The 16,107-nt window shown below is 59.5% G+C and carries 12 protein-coding genes; 10 read left to right on the forward strand and 2 right to left on the reverse strand.

The genetic code is table 11. From position 1 onward, the window contains the following. Window positions 1-116: 116 nt before the first annotated feature. The 7 genes from DW796_RS04340 to ligA all read left to right on the forward strand — a co-directional run bounded on the left by DW796_RS04340 (window position 117) and on the right by ligA (window position 8,545). Complete coding sequence (locus tag DW796_RS04340) at window positions 117-1,454, forward strand: glutamine synthetase family protein (RefSeq protein ID WP_117648002.1); 1,338 nt, start codon at window positions 117-119, stop codon at window positions 1,452-1,454. A 50-nt stretch (window positions 1,455-1,504) separates the two neighbouring features. Continuing rightward, the gene (locus tag DW796_RS04345; protein ID WP_006234733.1) at window positions 1,505-2,167 is read left to right on the forward strand and encodes a response regulator transcription factor; all 663 of its coding nucleotides are present in this window, start codon (window positions 1,505-1,507) and stop codon (window positions 2,165-2,167) included. 184 nt (window positions 2,168-2,351) lie between these two features. Beyond that, entirely contained in the window at window positions 2,352-3,479 is a 1,128-nt protein-coding gene (locus DW796_RS04350) for a hypothetical protein (protein WP_117583360.1), read from the forward strand. 8 nt (window positions 3,480-3,487) lie between these two features. Further along, window positions 3,488-3,844 (forward strand): hypothetical protein, encoded by a 357-nt coding sequence (locus tag DW796_RS04355; RefSeq protein WP_117648531.1) that lies wholly within the window; start codon window positions 3,488-3,490, stop codon window positions 3,842-3,844. A 3-nt stretch (window positions 3,845-3,847) separates the two neighbouring features. Then, window positions 3,848-4,432: a hypothetical protein gene (locus DW796_RS04360; RefSeq protein ID WP_117628960.1), complete on the forward strand. Its 585-nt coding sequence runs from the start codon at window positions 3,848-3,850 to the stop codon at window positions 4,430-4,432. Between the two features lie 172 nt (window positions 4,433-4,604). Further along, entirely contained in the window at window positions 4,605-6,068 is a 1,464-nt protein-coding gene (locus DW796_RS04365; RefSeq protein WP_117628959.1) for a S1C family serine protease, read from the forward strand. Window positions 6,069-6,316: 248 nt separating this feature from the next. Next, entirely contained in the window at window positions 6,317-8,545 is a 2,229-nt protein-coding gene (gene ligA, locus DW796_RS04370) for an NAD-dependent DNA ligase LigA (RefSeq protein ID WP_117583357.1), read from the forward strand. Window positions 8,546-8,602: 57 nt separating this feature from the next. On the opposite strand, the gene DW796_RS04375 is transcribed toward ligA, so the two are convergent. Together DW796_RS04375 and DW796_RS04380 are read right to left on the reverse strand one after the other, a co-directional pair. Further along, on the reverse strand, window positions 8,603-9,442 hold the full coding sequence (locus DW796_RS04375) for a MerR family transcriptional regulator (RefSeq protein ID WP_233539669.1): 840 nt from the start codon (window positions 9,440-9,442) through the stop codon (window positions 8,603-8,605). 64 nt (window positions 9,443-9,506) lie between these two features. Then, window positions 9,507-10,853 carry an MATE family efflux transporter gene (locus tag DW796_RS04380; protein ID WP_118094373.1) on the reverse strand — a complete coding sequence of 449 codons (1,347 nt, stop codon included), beginning with the start codon at window positions 10,851-10,853 and terminating at the stop codon, window positions 9,507-9,509. Between the two features lie 260 nt (window positions 10,854-11,113). Between DW796_RS04380 and DW796_RS04385 the strand changes: the two genes are divergently transcribed. The 3 genes from DW796_RS04385 to DW796_RS04395 all read left to right on the forward strand — a co-directional run bounded on the left by DW796_RS04385 (window position 11,114) and on the right by DW796_RS04395 (window position 16,099). Then, a complete protein-coding gene (locus tag DW796_RS04385) occupies window positions 11,114-12,955 on the forward strand; it encodes an ABC transporter ATP-binding protein (protein WP_118094374.1) in 1,842 nt (613 codons plus the stop codon). Next, window positions 12,948-14,846, forward strand: a complete 1,899-nt coding sequence (locus DW796_RS04390; protein WP_118094375.1) for an ABC transporter ATP-binding protein — start codon at window positions 12,948-12,950, stop codon at window positions 14,844-14,846. Before DW796_RS04385 ends, DW796_RS04390 begins: the two co-directional genes overlap by 8 nt. A gap of 215 nt (window positions 14,847-15,061) precedes the next feature. Continuing rightward, window positions 15,062-16,099 carry a hypothetical protein gene (locus tag DW796_RS04395; protein ID WP_118094376.1) on the forward strand — a complete coding sequence of 346 codons (1,038 nt, stop codon included), beginning with the start codon at window positions 15,062-15,064 and terminating at the stop codon, window positions 16,097-16,099. The last annotated feature ends 8 nt before the right edge of the window (window positions 16,100-16,107 follow it).

The raw sequence follows: 16,107 nt of genomic DNA on the forward strand, positions 1-16,107 counted from the left end.
CTGTTCACACACGTTTTTTGAGCGCTTGATACGCTTTAACCCTGCGGAAACATTTTTCTGCGATAGTATCTGCGATATAGACCAGTCGAAACCCGCCCGAAAGAAAGGGGAGCGACATGAACCAGCAGAACATCGATTACGTACTCCGCTCCGTAGAGCAGCGTGACATCCGCTTTGTGCGTCTGTGGTTTGTCGACATTCTCGGCCGCCTCAAGAACTTTGCCATTAGCCCCGAGGACCTCGAGGTCGCTTTTGAGGAGGGTATTGGCTTTGACGGCTCCGCTATCGAGGGCTTTGCCACGCCCGAGGAAGCCGACATGCTCGCATTCCCCGATGCTTCGACCTTCCAGATCCTGCCGTGGCGCCCGAGCCATAACGGCGTTGCACGCGTTTTCTGCGACGTGTGTACTCCCGATCGCAAGCCCTTCGCCGGCGACCCGCGCGATGCCCTGCGCCGCATGTTCCGCAAGGCCGAGAAGGCTGGCTATCTGCTCAACGTGGGTGCCGAGCTGGAGTATTACTACTTCCCCGACGAGCACACTCCCGAGCCGCTCGACAACGTGGGCTACTTCGATCTTTCGGTGAGCGATGCTGCCCGCGACCTGCGTCGCAACACGGTCCTCACGCTCGAGAAGATGTCCGTGCCCGTGGAGTACACCTTCCACGCCGCCGGTCGCTCGCAGCATGGCATGAGCCTGCGTCACGCCGAGGCCCTGAGCATGTCCGACGCTATCACCACGGCCAAACTCATCATTAAACAGCAGGCCTACGAGAGCGGTTGCCACGCCTCCTTTATGCCCAAGCCGTTGGCGGGCGAGGACGGCAGCGCCATGTTTTTGCATCAGTCGCTGTTCGACCACGACGGCAACAACGTCTTTTGGGGCGAGGACGACGAGAAGTACCACCTCTCCGAAATCGCCAAGCACTACATGGCCGGCATCTTGGCGCACGCGCGCGAGATCAGTGCCATCACCAATCCCACGGTCAACTCGTACAAGCGCATCACCACGGGTGGCGACTCCGTGCCGCAGTACGCCACGTGGGGCCTGCGCAACCGCGCGAGTATGGTCCGCATTCCGGTCTACAAGCCCGGCAAGCCGCTGTCCACGCGCATCGAGCTGCGCAGTCCCGACCCCATGGCCAACCCGTACCTGGTCAACGCCGTCACGCTGGCGGCTGGTCTGGACGGCATCGAGCGCAAGCTGGAACTCCCGCCCGAGGCCACGGCCGAGACGCTCAAGCTTACCGACCGTCAGATGGTCGAGGCCGGCTACGCGCCGCTGCCGCGCTCGCTCAAAGAGGCGCTTGACGTGTTTGAGGACTCGCAGTTTATGAAGGATGCCCTCGGCGAGCACATTCACAGCTTCTTCCTCAAAAAGAAGCGCGACGAGTGGCATAAGTTTGAGTCTACGATCACCGAGTGGGAGATCAAGCACTACCTGGCGAACTCCTAATCGCGCTGGCTTGTTCCAGTACGATTGAGCTCATTTCTTTGGAGGCCGATATGTCCGAAAAGAGTGCCCTGTTCATGGCGCGCACGACGCGCTTCCACGAGTTTGCCCGCAGCTTGACGACCACCCTGGGTGTCGAGGTGAGCCTGGCAACCCCCGATTCGCCGACTGCGGCGCACGACTTTGACCTGCTGATCCTCGACTCCGACGGCATCCGCAGCGACCGCATCGATCAGATTGCCAAGTGGCTTGACGATCGCGGCGGTGTCCCCATGTTGGTGATCGTCGACGACGAGGCACTCGGTACCTTGCGCCTGCCCAATCACGCGCATGCCGACTTTGTATGCCCCACGGCGACGCCCAACGAGCTCAAGGCTCGCGCGCAGCGCCTGATGGGCGAGGAGGAGACCGTTACCGCCGACGATGTGCTCAATATCGATAACCTCGAGATTAACCTGGCTACCTACCAGGTGACGCTCGATAACGAGCCCATCGACCTGACGCTGATGGAGTACTCACTGCTGAGCTTTTTGGCGACGCACCCCAACCGCGCCTACAGCCGCGAGGTGCTGCTGCACCGCGTGTGGGGCTTTGAGTACTGCGGCGGCACGCGCACCGTCGACGTGCACATTCGACGCATCCGCTCCAAGGTGGGCCCGCAGATCGCGGCGCACATCACCACCGTCCGCGGCGTGGGCTATCTGTTTAAGGACTAGCAAGTAAATAGAGGGCAATGTGAGGGTACCGGAGATTTCTCCAGTACCCTTTTCTCGTTTAGGGCGAAAAGAAGACCTTTCACCGATTAAAAGTGTGTCAGTAAAAACAATATCAAACGTATAACACTATCTAGAGAATATCATTTAGTTACCGTATCTCCCTACTACACGGATGGAGGAAGAAATGCGTTATTCGAGAAAGGTGATTGTCGGATTCATAGTGTTGCTTGCCGCCCTGATGTCTCCAAGGTTGGTTTTTGGAGACGACGACTTGGTCCGTGTCACACCGCAAATAGCTGTGGAGCAAGCGCAGGCTTTCTTTGATGATGTATCGGATGAGCCGGTGACCGCTTGTGACCCAGTAAAAATGGTGAATTCCGATGGGGAATCAATCGGGTATATCGTTCGTGCGAAGCGGGATGACGTTAACTATGGCTACGTCGTATTTGATTCAGAGCGATCTTGGTGGATCAGCGAATACTGCTTGGCTCCGAACGCTCTTTTACCTATCGAGAGTGCAAGCGAAGAAATTGCACTCCTCGCATCCTCGGATAACGTCGTTGCGTTAAAGATTGACGAGCTAACTGTTGGCGTTGCCGACTTAGATAAAAACATTGTTTTAGACGCAAGTGGAAAAAAAGTACCAAATAAATTGTCCTCGGGAGGCAATCGCAGCGGATCGCCGGAACATTTCGATGACGTTTTTGTATCTGCCAAGGATTTGTATAAACAGGGATATGTTGTTGATGCGAGCAAAACGGTTTCGGGAATAATAACGCCAACGCAAACAGAAGTTATCAAAGAAACGGGGACTTATGCTTGCGCTGTTTCGGCAATGTTTGCAGTTAGCAGTCACTATGTGACTTTGAACCGCCTTAAATTGTCCGATTTATACTCGGAGCTTTGGAGGCTGTCGGGGACATGGGAAGAAGAAGAAAAGAAATATGATCAAGCGACTGGTCTGTACTTTACTCAAGGCAAGACTTCTCCTGATAAACCCGCTCCGGCCTTAAAGGAGTTTTGTGCAAGACGAGGCAAGGAGCTTGAGACGTCATTCGTTTGGTATCCGTCATGGGATTCCTTTAGGGTGAATACCGACTCGGGGAATCTGAGTATTTTCTCTGGAAGGCTCCGGTCAAATGGCAGCGGGCACGCAATGGCAGTTGTGGGCTACGTGGCAATGCATAACACATACTCGAATGCCAAGAAGTACCTGCTTGTTGTTTGGAATGGATGGACAAACCAGCTACAGTTTCTTCCATATGACGTATCAATTTACACGTCTCACGATGGCACATATTGCAAGGGTTGATTGTACTCGTGAACGGCGACAAGTTCATTCGAAGGGCAATGCTCCTATTGGTGCTTTCCTTTGCTTTGCTCACCGCAGCGAGCTTCTTTCTGTTAAGGGCGACTAATGGGGGAGAAAACGACACGGTTGTTGCAGTCGAGGTGCGCGCTCTATCGGATGTTCATAACGGGCAATTTGAGGCGCTTATGCCAAGTGGTTGCCGTAAGAGAATCGATATGCGCCGTAAGTCAAGTTCCGGATATGTCTCAGGGTTGAAAGCAGGTGATAAATGGATTCTAGTTTTTGTGGAAGATAAGGAACTTGACGGGACTGTTCTGTATCCCCATTCAGCTGAGAAAGTCAAATCAAGTAGACAAGGGGAATGAAGAATGATTGATAGAAAGCAGTTCTTAGGTCTGATGGCGGGGGCTCCTATTTTGATGCGAGCCGGGATGGCAGAAGCCGTGGAGTTGCCGGACGCTCAGAAGCGATTGACGCTCGTGGTCGACACGGTGGTCAGAGATGAAAATGGCAATGAAAAAACGCGAACAAGAAGCAGAGAGACTATTTTCACGCCAGAGAGCAAAACTGTGTCTGCCGACGCTATGGCCGGTGATGTCATAACAATCCAGAGGGAATCAGATGAAACGTTGCCGCTGCTTGCCAAGATTGAGCTCACAGTCGCTTATTATAACGATAAAACAGAAATTGAGATTCGTTCCGGAAAGTACTCGATAGTCCAAATCGATCCGCTTGTGATGTATGCAAACGCTTGGTATGCGCTCATGCAGAAAGATAAATATGTGATGAACTACTTCGCAGAAGGCGAAGCATCATATGAAACGGGGTGGGGGCCAACGCCATACGACGCGGAGAAGGATAAGTGGACGTGCGGATCAGGCATGGGCGCGACGATTACGGACTTCATTAACGATTCAACATATAGCTTTGCTATCGACTGTTATATCGAATAGACATGACGGCATAAAACGAATTGGCCTATAAGCATGTCATTACTTAAGCAAAGCTGAAATCTTGGCATCTAGTGCTCGGGACTGCCCAGCTTGGGGTACAACTCAACGTGAACAATGATGGCCCGCCACATGTTTGGCGGGCCTTTGGTTATTTGACGAAAGGATCGCAGCTATGAGCGAGTACGATTCCCAGCGTCCCCAGGATGCGGGCAACGCCGGCGAGACCCAGCAGCAGCCGCGCGTGCAGGTGGAGTCGACGCCTGCCGATGGCAGTAACATTCCTTACGTGCAGGCCTACGACACGCAGACCGGAAAGCCGCTGGGCAGCCAGCAGGTTGTAAACAAGCACACCGTGGTCAAGACTAAGACCAAAAAGCTGCCGATCTTTATTACGGCGCTCGCCGGCTGTGCATGCGGCGCCCTGCTGGTCATTGCGCTCATTATGAGTGGCACGCTCAACATTGGCAGCGGAAAGAATGCCGTGACGGCGGGTGCTTCGGGTTCATCGACGCAAAAGATTACGATCGACTCCGAGGACACCACGCTGGCCGAGGCCGTCTCTGCCAAGGCGCTGCCCTCCGTGGTTTCCATTACCGCCACTTCGAGCGGCGGCCAGAATGGCTCGCTTTCGCAGTCTGCCGACGAGTCGGACGGCTCGGGCAGCGTCGGTTCGGGCGTTGTGCTCGATACCGAGGGCCACATCCTCACCAACAACCACGTGGTCGATGGCTATGACCAGTACGTGGTGACCATGGACGACGGCACCACCTACGAGGCCGAGTTCGTGGGCAACGATGCTTCGAGCGACCTAGCCGTCATCAAGCTCAAGGATGCTGACGCCTCTAAGCTCACGCCGATCGAGATCGGCGACTCTTCCAAGCTCAACGTGGGCGAGTGGGTCATGGCGATCGGCTCGCCGTTCGGCAACGAGCAGTCTGTCTCCACGGGTATCGTGTCGGCGCTGTATCGCTCCACGGCCATGAGCTCTACCAACGGTAACACCATCTATGCCAACATGATCCAGACCGATGCCGCCATCAACCCGGGCAACTCCGGCGGCGCGCTCGTTAACGACAACGGTGAGCTGGTGGGTATCAACTCGCTCATCGAGAGCTACTCGGGCTCCAGCTCGGGCGTGGGCTTTGCCATTCCCGTTAACTATGCCAAGAACATTGCCGACCAGATCATCGACGGCAAGACGCCGGTTCATCCGTACCTGGGCGCCACGCTTTCGAGCGTCAACGCGCTCAATGCTCGCACTAACAAGCTGAGCACCGATAGCGGCGCGTACGTGGCAAGCGTCGTCGAGGACGGTCCTGCCGCCAAGGCCGGCATCCAAGAGGGCGATGTCATTACCAAGCTGGGCGACGATGAGATTTCGAGCGCCGATGGCCTGATCATCGCGCTGCGCAGCCACGAGGTGGGCGAGAAGGTCGAGATCACGCTCATGCGCGGCAAGGAAGAGAAGAAGGTTACCGTCGAGCTGGGCTCCGACGAGGAGCTGCAGAACCAGCAGCAGGACGACAGCGCGACCGACACCGGCAACGGCGGTATTACCGACGAACAGCTGCGCCAGTACCTGGAGGAGCTGCTGGGCCAGCAGGGCCAGGGTCAAGGCTACGGTCAGGGTTACTAGCGAGCCGTTTCGCACATATCGAGGCCAGGGGGGGCTGTCCCATCAACGTGGGACAGCCCTTTTTTCTTATTGATCCGTTGGGGACGGAGGAAAACGGATCATTTGGAACTGACGGGGGCATGGTTTGATCGCGCGATCCACCCCAGTCTGGCGGCTGCCGATTCGGTGCGGTTCGAGACCGCTATTCGGCCTCATTGCGACCGGTGGTACTCTAGTATCCGTTTGAAATCGAGCGAAGGAGTGCCGCTATGGAGCAATCGAGCCTGTTTGGTGACGGCGTGGACATCGATACCGAAACGCCCGCGAGCACGGATACCGCCGTACCGGCCGATGCCCGTGCCCAGGCGGCAGCGCGTGCGGCCGAGCTGCGCCACGAGCTCGATTACCACGCCTATCGCTACTACATGCTCGATGCGCCCGAGATCACGGACGCCGCCTTTGACAAGATGCTCGTTGAGCTGCAGGAAATTGAGGCCACCTACCCCGACCTGGTGACGCCCGACAGCTATACCCAGCGCGTGGGCGGGTACGTGAGCGAGCAGTTTACGCCGGTCACGCATATGGCGCGCATGTATTCCATGGACGATGCCATGGATCTGGACGAACTCGACGCGTGGCTCCAGCGCACCGAGGATGCGCTCGGTGCCGGCAGCGTCACCTATACCTGCGAGCTTAAGATCGACGGCCTGGGCGTGGCGCTTACCTACCAAAACGGCACCTTCGTACGCGCAGCCACACGCGGCGATGGCACCACGGGCGAGGACGTGTCGCTCAACGTCCGTACCATCAAGGATGTGCCCATGCACCTGTCCGAGCCGGCGCTCGCCCACATGGGCGCCGACCGCGAGCGCACCATCGAGGTCCGTGGCGAGGTCTATATGCCCAAGGGCAGCTTTGTGCGCCTGAACGACGAGGCCGATGCCGAGGGGCGCGACCCCTTCGCCAACCCGCGCAACGCTGCCGCCGGCAGCCTGCGCCAAAAGGACCCCAAGGTCACGGCGCGCCGCGATCTCGCTACCTTTATCTATGCCATCGCCGATACCGATCCGCTGCACGTCCACAGCCAGCGCGAGTTCCTCGATTGGCTGCGTAGCGCCGGCTTTAGCGTCAACCCTAACGTGGCTCGCTGTGCCACACCCGCCGAGGTCCACGAGTTCTGTGCCCAGGCGCTCGAACACCGCGGTGACCTGGACTACGACATCGACGGCGTGGTCGTAAAGGTCGACAGCTTCCAGCAGCAGCTCGACCTGGGCTTTACCGCCCGCGCACCGCGCTGGGCCATCGCCTTTAAGTTCCCGCCCGAGGAAAAGCAGACCGTCCTGCGCGAGATTCGCATCCAGGTGGGCCGCACCGGTGTGCTCACACCGGTCGCCGAGTTCGACCCGGTGACGGTTGCCGGCTCCACCATCGCGCGCGCCACGCTGCACAACATCGACGAGATCCGTCGCAAAAACGTGCGCGAGGGCGACACTATCATCGTGCACAAGGCGGGCGACGTGATTCCCGAGGTCGTAGGTCCGGTGCTCGATAAACGCCCGGCCGATTCGGTCGACTGGCACATGCCCGAGGTCTGCCCCGTGTGCGGTAGCCCCGTGGTCCACGAGGATGGCGAGGTTGCCTACCGCTGCGTGTCCATCGACTGTCCCGCACAGCTCAAGGAGCGCCTGCTTCACTGGGTAAGCCGCGGCTGCATGGACGTCGACGGCCTGGGCGACGAGATCGTCGACAAGATGATCGCTGCCGGCCTGATCCACGATGTCGCGGACTTCTACCAGCTCACGGTCGACGACATCGCAGGCCTGGACACAGGGCGCGTGTACGCTAGCTCCAACAGCAAAAAGGGCGTCAAGAAGGGCGACCCCATCCCGGTGGGCCTCAAGACGGCCGAGAAAATCATCGCCGAGCTCAACAAGTCCAAGAGCCAGCCGCTCGGTCGCGTGCTGTTTGCCCTGGGCATCCGCCACGTGGGCAAGAGCGTGGGCGAGGTCATCGCCGAGCGATTCCTGTCGATTGATAAGCTCATCTTGGCGAGTGAAGAGGACATCGCCGAGTGCGAGGGCATCGGTCCCAAGATTGCGGCGAGCGTCAAGCAGTTCCTGGCCGTGCCCGAAAACCTTGCCGTGCTGGAGCGTTTGCGCCAGGCGGGTCTGTCGCTCGAGGTCGACTTGGGCGCCGCGCATGCACAAGCCGCAGCCGACGCGGGCGTGGCGGGCGAGCTCGCCGATGCACAACCGCTCGCGGGTCTGACCTTCGTGCTCACCGGCACGCTCGTCAACCGCACCCGCGACGAGGCAGGCGCGGCGCTCAAGGTGCTCGGCGCCAAGGTCTCGGGCAGCGTGTCCAAGAAGACGAGCTATCTGGTTGCCGGCCCCAAAGCGGGCTCCAAGCTCACCAAAGCCGAGCAGCTGGGCGTACCCGTGCTGGACGAGGACGCCCTCGAGCAGATCCTGGCGACTGGTCAGGTGCCGGAGGCTTAAGGCGTCGATAACCAAATTGAAGAACCGCCCGGAAGCACGATGCCTTCCGGGCGGTTCTTACTTTGCTGGGGCAACCGGCACCGTGATCTGCGTCACGTAGGTTGCCGGGTCGTCGCTGATGATGTCATCGATCAGGGCAATCTCGCGCGACGGCCCGGCGGGCGTCAGGTTGTGTTCGCGCATATAGCCGAGCAGCCGCTCGTAGCGCGGGCCTGCTTGCCCGTGCGTGCCGCGGAAACTTATGGTCAGGCAACGCGCGGCGGGTCGCGTCTCAACGTCGCCCAAGTAATCATCGTTGTCATCGAGCAGCAGAAAGACCTCGTCGTAACCATCAAAGTCGCCGGCGGCCAGACGCTCGGCGCTGATCCCGACGCCCAGATTGCCCAGATAGGCAAAGGTTTCGTGCTGTCCCTGCTGAAGCTGGCGGATATGCCATCCCAGCGAATAAGCGTCGGTGGGATTGACGCGCTCGTGCAGCGTGGCGCAGCGAAGTTCGGGTTCCTCGATTTCGCTAATGGTGTCGAGATCAGCATTCAAAGCGCCATGAAGCAAGGCAAGCCGCTGGTCAATCTTGCGCGACATGCGCTCCAACTCACGCCGCCTGTGCTCAATTAACTCCTGTTGCTTGGTCAGTTGCCGTTGCATCAAATCCATATCGCGCGTAGTGACAAACTCGCGAATTTGCGCCAACGGCAAGTCGAGAACGCGCAGGTTGCCGATGGTGTTGAGGGTGGAGAGCTGCCGGGATCCGTAGTAGCGGTACCCACTCGTCGGATCGACATATGCCGGCTCCAATAGCCCCATCTGTTCGTAATGGCGCAGTGTGCCCACGCTCAAATTGAGCAAGCGCGCCACCTCGCCAATGCGGAGCAGGCCCTCGGTGTGTTCGCTTGGCATGTCGGTCACAGGACCGCTCCTTTCGGTAAAAACAGGGGAGAGGTGCTAGGCATGCGTCGCCTCGCTACGCCATCAGCTTGTCAAAAGTTCCGCGGCGGTTGAGCACGGTAAAGGCAATCACGCAGATGACCGCCGATAGAATCGATCCGCACGGCGAGGCGATACCCATGGGGAACAGCGTGTCGGAATAGGCGTTCGACAGTAGCCATGCACCGGGCACGCGAATGAGCACCACGGCCAGCACGTTGTGCGCAAAGCCGATGTAGCTCTTGCCATACGCAGCGAAAAAGCCGCTAAAGCAAATGTGGATGCCGGCAAAAATCGCGTCGAAAATATAACTGCGCATATAGCCGGTACCGGCGGCGACTACTGCAGCGTCCTTGGCAAAAAAGCCGATAAACGCCGGCGCCGCCAGCCACATCAGCACCGTGATCAGGCAGCCGTACACCACCGAGATGGTCATGGCGTCCTTGAGTACCTGACGCGCGCGATCGCCCTTGCCCGCGCCGGCATTTTGCGCCGTGAGCGCGCTGACGGTAGCGCCCATGGAACTCGGCACAATGAACAAAAAGCTGATCATCTTTTCGACCAGGCCCACGGCGGCGGCGTCGACCAGACCGCGGTGGTTGGCGATGACGGTGATGAACATAAACGCCACCTGGATGCAGCCGTCCTGCACGGCCACGGGCACGCCGATTTTAAGAATGCTACCGAGCACCTCGGGCTGGGGGCGCAGGTCGCTGCGCTTAACGTGGATGTTCGTGCGGCGGCTCTTGAGCCACACGAGCGCGAGGGCAACGCTGGCCGTCTGCGCGGTCACCGTGCCGAGCGCCGCGCCCACGGGGCCGAGCCCCATGTGGCCGATAAACAGAAAATCGAGCGCGATGTTGATGATGCATGCCACGCCAATCACGTACATGGGCGAGCGCGAATCGCCCAGGCCGCGAAAGATGGCCGAAAGAATGTTGTACGCGGCGATAAAGGGAATGCCGATAAAGCAAATGCGCAGGTAGGCGGCGGTGCCCTCGACCGCCTCGGCCGGCGTGCCAATGAGTGCCACAATCTGCGGACACAGTGCGAGCAGGACAGCGGCCAGCACCACCGAGACACCCATAAAGAGCGTGATGGTGTTGCCGATGGCGGTCTCGGCGCGGTCAAACCGACGCGAACCCACGGCGTGGCCGACGATAACCGTCGTTCCCATGGCCAGGCCCACGAGCGTCACGGTAATGATATAGAGCGTCTGCGCGCCATTGCCCACGGCGGTGATGCCGGCGGCGCCGCTAAACTGCCCCATCATGTACAGGTCGGCCATGCCGTAGAGCATCTGCAAAAAGTACGAGAGCATATAGGGCAGGGCAAAGACCGCGATGGTCTTGAGGACATTGCCGCGTGTGAGGTCGTGTTCCATGGGCGGGGCTTTCTGGCTGGGTTCGTTTTGCTACCAGTGTAGTGAAAACCCTACAACGATTGTAGAGTCAAGGTTTATGTTGGCAGCGGGGCGAAAAAAGTCGCGCTCGCGTTCATTTCCAATTGAATACAGAGATGCACCTTGCAAGCTTAGCGCCTGCACTAGCCTTGCAGAAATCGATTTCGGAACACTTGACACCGCCGCACGGCGCGCCATAATACGTGGGTTTGCGAACGACGTTTGATGGGGGATGAACCTGCGTGCGCAATCTCAAGATTCTGTTTTCCTATCTGGGGACATACCGCCGCGATGCCATACTCGGCGTGTTCTTTGTGACGGCCGAGACGGCGCTCGAGCTGTTTATCCCGGTCATCATGGCAAATATCATCGACGTGGGCGTGCCCGCGGGCGACATCAACTACATGCTGTTGCAGGGCGCGTATATGTTGGTGTGCGCCGCATTTTCGCTGGTACTTGGCTTGGGCTATGCGCGCACGTCTGCCCGCGTTGCCTCGGGGCTGGGCGCTAACCTGCGCGAGGCGGAGTATCGCAAGATTCAGACGCTCGCCTTTGGCAATCTGGACAACTACGATGCCAGCTCGCTCGTCACGCGCATGACCACCGATATCACCGTCATCCAAAACGCCGTAGGTAACGGCTTCCGCCCCATGGTGCGCGGGCCCGTGACGCTCATCGTCGGCTTGGTCTATGCGCTGGTGCTGTCGCGTCCGCTTGCTACGGTATTCGCGATCATCCTGCCGGTGTTGGCGATCGTACTGGGCGTTATCACCTATCGCGTCAGTCCGCTTTACCGCCAGCTGCAGACCTCGATGGACCATCTCAACGGCGTGGTGCAGGAAGATCTCACCGCTGTGCGCGCCGTCAAAGCGTACGTGCGCGCCGAGCACGAGGAGGCCAAGTTCGATGCCGTCAATACCGAGCTTGCGCACACGGCGACGAAGACCTTTGGCAACGCCGTGTTCAACCTGCCGGTGTTTCAGCTGTCGATGTACGTGGCGGCGCTTTCCATTCTGTGGATCGGCGGGCGCATGATTCTTGCCGGCGAGCTCGGCGTGGGCTCGCTCACGGGCTTCATGAGCTATGTGCTGCTGATCATGAACTCGCTCATGATGATTTCCAACGTGTTTTTGCTGCTCACGCGCGCACTTGCCAGCGTGGAGCGCATCTCGCGGGTGCTCGACGAGCGTTCGCTTATCCAGGCGCCCGACGCTGCCACTGCCGTGCACGGGGTGGCCGACGGAAGCATCGAGTTTCGCGACGTGTCGTTTAAGTACCGCGAGGATGCAGCCGAGGATGTGCTCGAACATATCGACCTTCGCATCGAGAGCGGCTCGACGGTGGGCATCCTCGGCGGCACAGGCTCGGGCAAGAGCTCGCTTGTGCAGCTGATCGCGTGCCTGTACGACGCCACCGAAGGCGCCGTGCTCGTGGGCGGGCGCGATGTGCGCGATTACGACCTGGCCGCCTTGCGCGACGCCGTGGGCATCGTGCTACAAAAGAACGTGCTGTTTACGGGTACCGTGCGCGAGAACCTGCAGTGGGGCGCGCCCGATGCCACCGACGAGGAGCTGCTGCGTGCCTGCCGGGCGGCATGCGTGGACGAGTTCCTGGATCGCATCGGCGGACTCGACGGCTATCTGGGCCAGGGCGGTGCCGGCGTCTCGGGCGGACAAAAACAGCGTCTGTGCATCGCGCGTACGTTGCTCAAACATCCGCGTGTGCTCATCTTTGACGATTCGACCAGCGCGGTCGATATGGCGACCGACGCCAAGATTCGTGAGCATATTGCTCAGATTCCCAATACGACGGTGATTGTCATCGCACAGCGCATTGCGAGCGTCATGGATGCCGACCGCATTATTGTGTTGGACGACGGTCGTGTCCACGGCGTGGGCACGCACGAGGAACTGCTGGCGGGCGATAGCATCTACCAGGAGATTTACGCCTCGCAGATGGAGTTCGCGGGGAACGCGGACACCGGCGACGGCTGCGACGATGGCTGCGACGATGGCTGCGCGAATGATCCGTTTTCCTGCGTTCCCAGCGGATCGCCCTTGGAAGGGGGTGAGCGCCATGCCTAAGACATCCGCTCAGGCCCGTCCCGCCAATCTGACGCAGACGCTCCGCCGCCTGCTCTCCTACATGGGACACGCCAAGTTTTCGCTGCTCGCGGTGGGTGTGCTTGCCTCTGTGGCCGCCATCGCGAGCCTTGCCGGTACCTACATGGTGCGCCCCATCGTCAACGGTTTGGCAACGGGCGGCGAGGAACTGCTCGCTAGGCAGGTTATCTTTACCGCTGCCATCTACGCCGCGGGCGTGCTCTCGGCTCTGGGCTACTCGCAGATCATGGTGCGCGCGGCCCAACGCGTGGTGTCCGATATTCGCCGCGACCTGTTCGCGCACATCCAGATGCTGCCGCTCAGTTACTTCGACGGCACGCGCTCGGGTGACATCATGAGCTTCTTTACCAACGACGTCGACACCGTCTCCGAGGCGCTCAACAACAGCTTTGCCAACGTGATTCAGGCGAGCATCCAGGTGGTCGGCACCACGGCCATGCTCATCATCCTCAACTGGCAGCTCACGATTATCACGCTCGTGTGCGATGTGGCCATTGTGCTGTACGCTCGCTACTCGGGCATGCGTTCCAAGCGCTTTTTTGCCGCCCAACAGGCGTCGCTTGGCGACCTGGACGGATATATCGAAGAGATGGTCTCGGGCCAAAAGGTCATCAAGGTCTTTAATCACGAGCAGGCCAACGTGGCTGGTTTTGACGCGCGCAACCAAGAGCTGCGCCGCACCGGTGGTGCCGCGCAGGCCTACGCCAACTCGATGGTGCCCATGACCGTGGTGATCGGCTATGCCAACTACGCCATCGTCGCCGTGGCGGGCGGCATGCTCTGCATCAAGGGGCTCGCCGACGTGGGCGCGCTTGCAAGTTACCTGGTCTTTGTGCGTCAGGCCGCCATGCCCATCAACCAGTTCACGCAGCTGGGCAACTTTTTGCTCAACGCGCTGGCCGGTGCCGAGCGCCTATTTGCCGCCATGGACCTTAAGCCCGAGGTAGACGAGGGCTGCGTGGAGCTGGTGCAGACGGGCGACGCCGCGTGGGCGTGGAAGATTCCCGAGGGCCAGGGCGTGGGCGCGTACGGGCACTTGCATGATGTGGCTGCCGTTGATGAGTCGGGCCGTGCGGTGGCTGCCGACGGTACCGAGCTCACGTGCGGCTTGGTCCCGCTTGCCGGCGACGTGCGCTTCCATGCCGTGGACTTTTCCTACGTGCCGGGCACCCGTGTGCTCACGGACCTCAACCTGTTTGCCAAGCCGGGGCAAAAGATCGCGTTTGTGGGCTCCACAGGCGCCGGTAAGACGACCATCACCAACCTCATCAACCGCTTCTACGAGGTCGATGACGGCGAGATCACGTACGACGGCATCGACGTCAAGCACATTGCCAAGGCCAGCCTGCGCGGGTCGCTCGGCATTGTGCTGCAGGACACGCACTTGTTTAGCGGCACCATTGCGCAGAACATCCGCTTTGGCAAGCTCGACGCGACCGACGAGGAAGTGCGCGCCGCCGCCGAGGCTGCCTGCGCGGATTCGCTTATCCGCCGCCTGCCTAGAGGGTACGACACGCCGGTCACGGCCGACGGCGCCAACCTGTCGCAGGGCCAGCGCCAGCTGCTCGCCATCGCGCGCGTGGCCGTCGCCGACCCGCCGGTGCTCATCTTGGACGAGGCCACGAGCTCCATCGACACGCGCACCGAAAAGCTCATCGAGCGCGGCATGGATCGCATCATGCGCGGACGCACCACGTTTATGATCGCGCACCGCCTGTCCACCGTCCGCGACGCCGACGCCATCATGGTCCTCGAGCACGGCCGCATCATCGAGCGCGGCACGCACGAAGAGCTGCTCGCCCAGCACGGCGAGTACTGGCAACTGGCGCATGGCTTAAAAGAGTTGGATTAACCTGTTCGAGCACGATGCTTTGACCCCTCCGTGCCCCTCGCCTTGTCTCAAACCATCACAACATTCGACGTTTTTTGCCAAAATCGGGAAAAGCATCGAATGTTGTGATGGTTTTTCTACCACTCGATCGAGTGGAATCGCTTTCTTGCGCGCGAAGGTGTGCGGACCCGTGGGCAGGGGAATAAGGTTGGTTATCCGACTCCATTGGAGGGCTCATGGACCTGCCGATTGTCCTGTCCCATAAGACTGCCTGGCTGTACCACGACGTGGCGCGCCCGTCCGAGCCGCTCTCGCGAGCAAGCAGCCTATACGATGAGGACTCGCTTGCTAACGAGGCAGAGCCGACCGCGAGCCTGCCCAAATTGGGACTCGATGCCAAGGGGCTGAGGGCTTCAGCGGCAGTCGGGATCGTTACCGACTATCTGGTTGCGCTTGGTTTTCCACGAGAAGAGCTCGATCATATCGACACGCTCGTCAACTTCGATTTTGAGCGCTCGACGCCGACTGGATTTAGGTGCCACGTGTTTGGAGCGCCGGTACCTCCAGGCCATCTTATCGAGGTGGCAGAGGACCTTCTGGTGGTTGATGAGGTCATGTGCTTTGTCCAAGCGGGTTCGTGGATGAGCGAGCCCGAGCAGCTGGAATATGGCTATGAAATCTGCGCCCGATACCATTTGAATCATCTGTCGACGGACGATTATGTCGAGATGGGGCAGAGGTATACCGTTGCCGACTTGATTGCCTATTGCAATGAGAACCGATCTCGTCAGGGGGCTATACGCGCGGCCGCCGTGCTCAAGCGCGTGCACGATGGCGCGCGGTCGCCCATGGAGACGGCCACCGCAATCATGGTCGTAGCAAAACGTTTCCAGGGCGGGCTGGGATACGCCAAAATCGAGCTCAACCATAGGGTCGATGTTCCCAACGAGTTCAAGTGTCTCGCAAAGGCCGGGTATTTCGAGATTGACGTATATGCGCCTGCGAGCGGTACGGGGATTGAATACAACGGCTCGGACCATCTTGATAAACAGCGCAGCGCGTCGGATGCGGAGCGTATGACCGTACTGAGCGCGCTGGGCTTTAGGATGATCGTCCTCACCGGGACTCAGTTTGCCCATCAGCTGCAATTGCACCGGGCGATGAACGCCATTGCGCTCGCTATGGGCCTCAAGTGCGACCGAAGCGAAGCGTTCCAAAAGCGGCAGAACGACCTTCGAGAATTCGTGATTCGCCACTGGGACGGCGGCCTCTAGGGGCGCTT

The sequence above is a fragment of the Collinsella sp. AM31-2AC genome, from assembly GCF_003469285.1.
In the GTDB taxonomy this organism is placed as follows: Bacteria; Actinomycetota; Coriobacteriia; order Coriobacteriales; family Coriobacteriaceae; genus Collinsella; species Collinsella aerofaciens_AT.

Bases quoted from the DNA above. Each gene is read 5' to 3' on its own strand.
- DW796_RS04340 (WP_117648002.1), top strand. From the start codon at position 117: ATGAACCAGCAGAACATCGATTACGTACTCCGCTCCGTAGAGCAGCGT.
- DW796_RS04345 (WP_006234733.1), top strand. From the start codon at position 1,505: ATGTCCGAAAAGAGTGCCCTGTTCATGGCGCGCACGACGCGCTTCCAC.
- DW796_RS04350 (WP_117583360.1), top strand. From the start codon at position 2,352: ATGCGTTATTCGAGAAAGGTGATTGTCGGATTCATAGTGTTGCTTGCC.
- DW796_RS04360 (WP_117628960.1), top strand. From the start codon at position 3,848: ATGATTGATAGAAAGCAGTTCTTAGGTCTGATGGCGGGGGCTCCTATT.
- DW796_RS04365 (WP_117628959.1), top strand. From the start codon at position 4,605: ATGAGCGAGTACGATTCCCAGCGTCCCCAGGATGCGGGCAACGCCGGC.
- ligA (WP_117583357.1), top strand. From the start codon at position 6,317: ATGGAGCAATCGAGCCTGTTTGGTGACGGCGTGGACATCGATACCGAA.
- DW796_RS04375 (WP_233539669.1), bottom strand. From the start codon at position 9,442: ATGCCAAGCGAACACACCGAGGGCCTGCTCCGCATTGGCGAGGTGGCG.
- DW796_RS04380 (WP_118094373.1), bottom strand. From the start codon at position 10,853: ATGGAACACGACCTCACACGCGGCAATGTCCTCAAGACCATCGCGGTC.
- DW796_RS04390 (WP_118094375.1), top strand. From the start codon at position 12,948: ATGCCTAAGACATCCGCTCAGGCCCGTCCCGCCAATCTGACGCAGACG.
- DW796_RS04395 (WP_118094376.1), top strand. From the start codon at position 15,062: ATGGACCTGCCGATTGTCCTGTCCCATAAGACTGCCTGGCTGTACCAC.